At 64.1% G+C, this 2257-nt stretch carries 1 protein-coding gene; it reads right to left on the bottom strand.

The annotated features are described in order from the left end of the window. A partial coding sequence (locus tag AC1RR3_RS38495; RefSeq protein WP_492830530.1) for a VCBS domain-containing protein occupies positions 1-2257 on the bottom strand: 2257 nt, incomplete at both ends.

Here is a 2257-nt window from a genome sequence, read left to right as displayed (position 1 = left end):
CCAGCCCAGCGTCGCGCCGTTGTCGGTATCCGTGTTGAACTCGGCCACCGACGAATCGATCGTGAACGTCCCGAGCGCGGTGCCGTCGTCGAAGCCGGGCAGGCTTGCACTCGACGTCGACGACTTGAACGCGGCGCCCGCCGTATGAGTGTCGATCAGGTCGAGATCCTGGATCGCCAGCGTGCCGTCGATCGATAGCGTCGGCGTGGCCGCATCCTCGGTCACCGTGCCCGCGGCATCCGCAATACTGCTGGTGATCGTGGGCTTGTCGTTGGTGCCGTTGATGGTGACCGTGACGTCCTGCGAAACCTGCGCACCGTGATTGTCGAGGAAAGTCACGGTGTAGACCACCGTGATCGACTGACCTTCCGCCAGCGACTGCAGCACCGGATCATTGTCGGCAAGGCTGAAGTGCCAGCCCAGCGTCGCGCCGTTGTCGGTGTCGCTGTTCGACTCGGCCACCGACGGATCGATGGTGAAGGTGCCGATATGCGTGTCGTCATCGAAGCCAGGCAGGCTTGCGCTCGAGGTCGAGGACTTGAACATCGCTGTCGCGGCGTGGGTGTCGATCAGGTCGAGGTCCTGGATCGCCAGCGTGCCGTCGATCGATAGCGTCGGCGTGGCCGCATCCTCGGTCACCGTGCCCGCGGCGTCGGCGGCGCTGCTGGTGATGGTCGGCTTGTCGTTGGTGCCGTTGATGGTGACGGTGACGTCCTGGCTGACCGAGGCACCGTGATTGTCGAGGAAAGTCACGGTGTAGACCACCGTGATCGACTGGCCCTCGGCCAGCGACTGCAGCACCGGATCATTGTCGGCAAGGCTGAAGTGCCAGCCCAGCGTCGCGCCGTTGTCGGTGTCACTGTTGGATTCGGCGACCGACGGATCGATGGTGAAGGTGCCGATATGCGTGTCGTCGCTGAAGCCCGGCAGATGCGCGGTCGAGGTCGAGGACTTGAACACCGCCGTCGCGGTGTGGGTGTCGATCAGGTCGAGGTCCTGGATCGCCAGCGTGCCGCCGGTGGTCAGCGTCGGCGTGGCGGCATCCTCGGTCACCGTGCCCGCGGCGTCCGCAATACTGCTGGTGATGGTCGGCTTGTCGTTGGTGCCATTGATGGTGACGGTGACGTCCTGGCTGACCGAGGCACCGTGATTGTCGAGGAAAGTCACGGTGTAGACCACCGTGATCGACTGGCCTTCCGCCAGCGACTGCAGCACCAGATCATTGTCGGCAAGGCTGAAGTGCCAGCCCAGCGTCGCGCCGTTGTCGGTGTCACTGTTGGATTCGGCGACCGACGGATCGATGGTGAAGGTGCCGATATGCGTGTCGTCGTTGAAGCCCGGCAGATGCGCGGTCGAGGTCGAGGACTTGAACACCGCCGTCGCGGTGTGGGTGTCGATCAGGTCGAGGTCCTGGATCGCCAGCGTGCCGCCGGTGGTCAGCGTCGGCGTCGCCGCATCCTCGGTCACCGTGCCCGCGGCGTCGGCGGCGCTGCTGGTGATGGTCGGCTTGTCGTTGGTGCCATTGATGGTGACGGTGACGTCCTGGCTGACCGAGGCACCGTGATTGTCGGTGAAGGTCACGGTGTAGACCACCGTGATCGACTGGCCTTCCGCCAGCGACTGCAGCACCGGATCGTTGTCGGCAAGGCTGAAGTGCCAGCCCAGCGTCGCGCCGTTGTCGGTGTCACTGTTGGACTCGGTCACCGACGGATCGATGGTGAAGGTGCCGATATGCGTGTCGTCATCGAAGCCAGGCAGGCTTGCGCTCGAGGTCGAGGACTTGAACACCGCTGTCGCGGTGTGGGTATCGATCAGGTCGAGATCCTGGATCGCCAGCGTGCCGTCGATCGATAGCGTCGGCGTGGCCGCATCCTCGGTCACCGTGCCCGCGGCATCCGCAATACTGCTGGTGATCGTGGGCTTGTCGTTGGTGCCGTTGATGGTGACCGTGACGTCCTGCGAAACCTGCGCACCGTGATTGTCGAGGAAAGTCACGGTGTAGACCACCGTGATCGACTGACCTTCCGCCAGCGACTGCAGCACCGGATCATTGTCGGCAAGGCTGAAGTGCCAGCCCAGCGTCGCGCCGTTGTCGGTGTCGCTGTTCGACTCGGCCACCGACGGATCGATGGTGAAGGTGCCGATATGCGTGTCGTCGTTGAAGCCAGGCAGACTTGCGCTCGAGGTCGAGGACTTGAACACCGCTGTCGCGGTGTGGGTGTCGATCAGATCGAGGTCCTGGATCGCCAGCGTGCCG

The sequence above is a fragment of the Bradyrhizobium sp. GW821-FHT13H05 genome, assembly GCF_058804065.1.
This window is presented reverse-complemented; position numbering and strand designations above follow the sequence as displayed.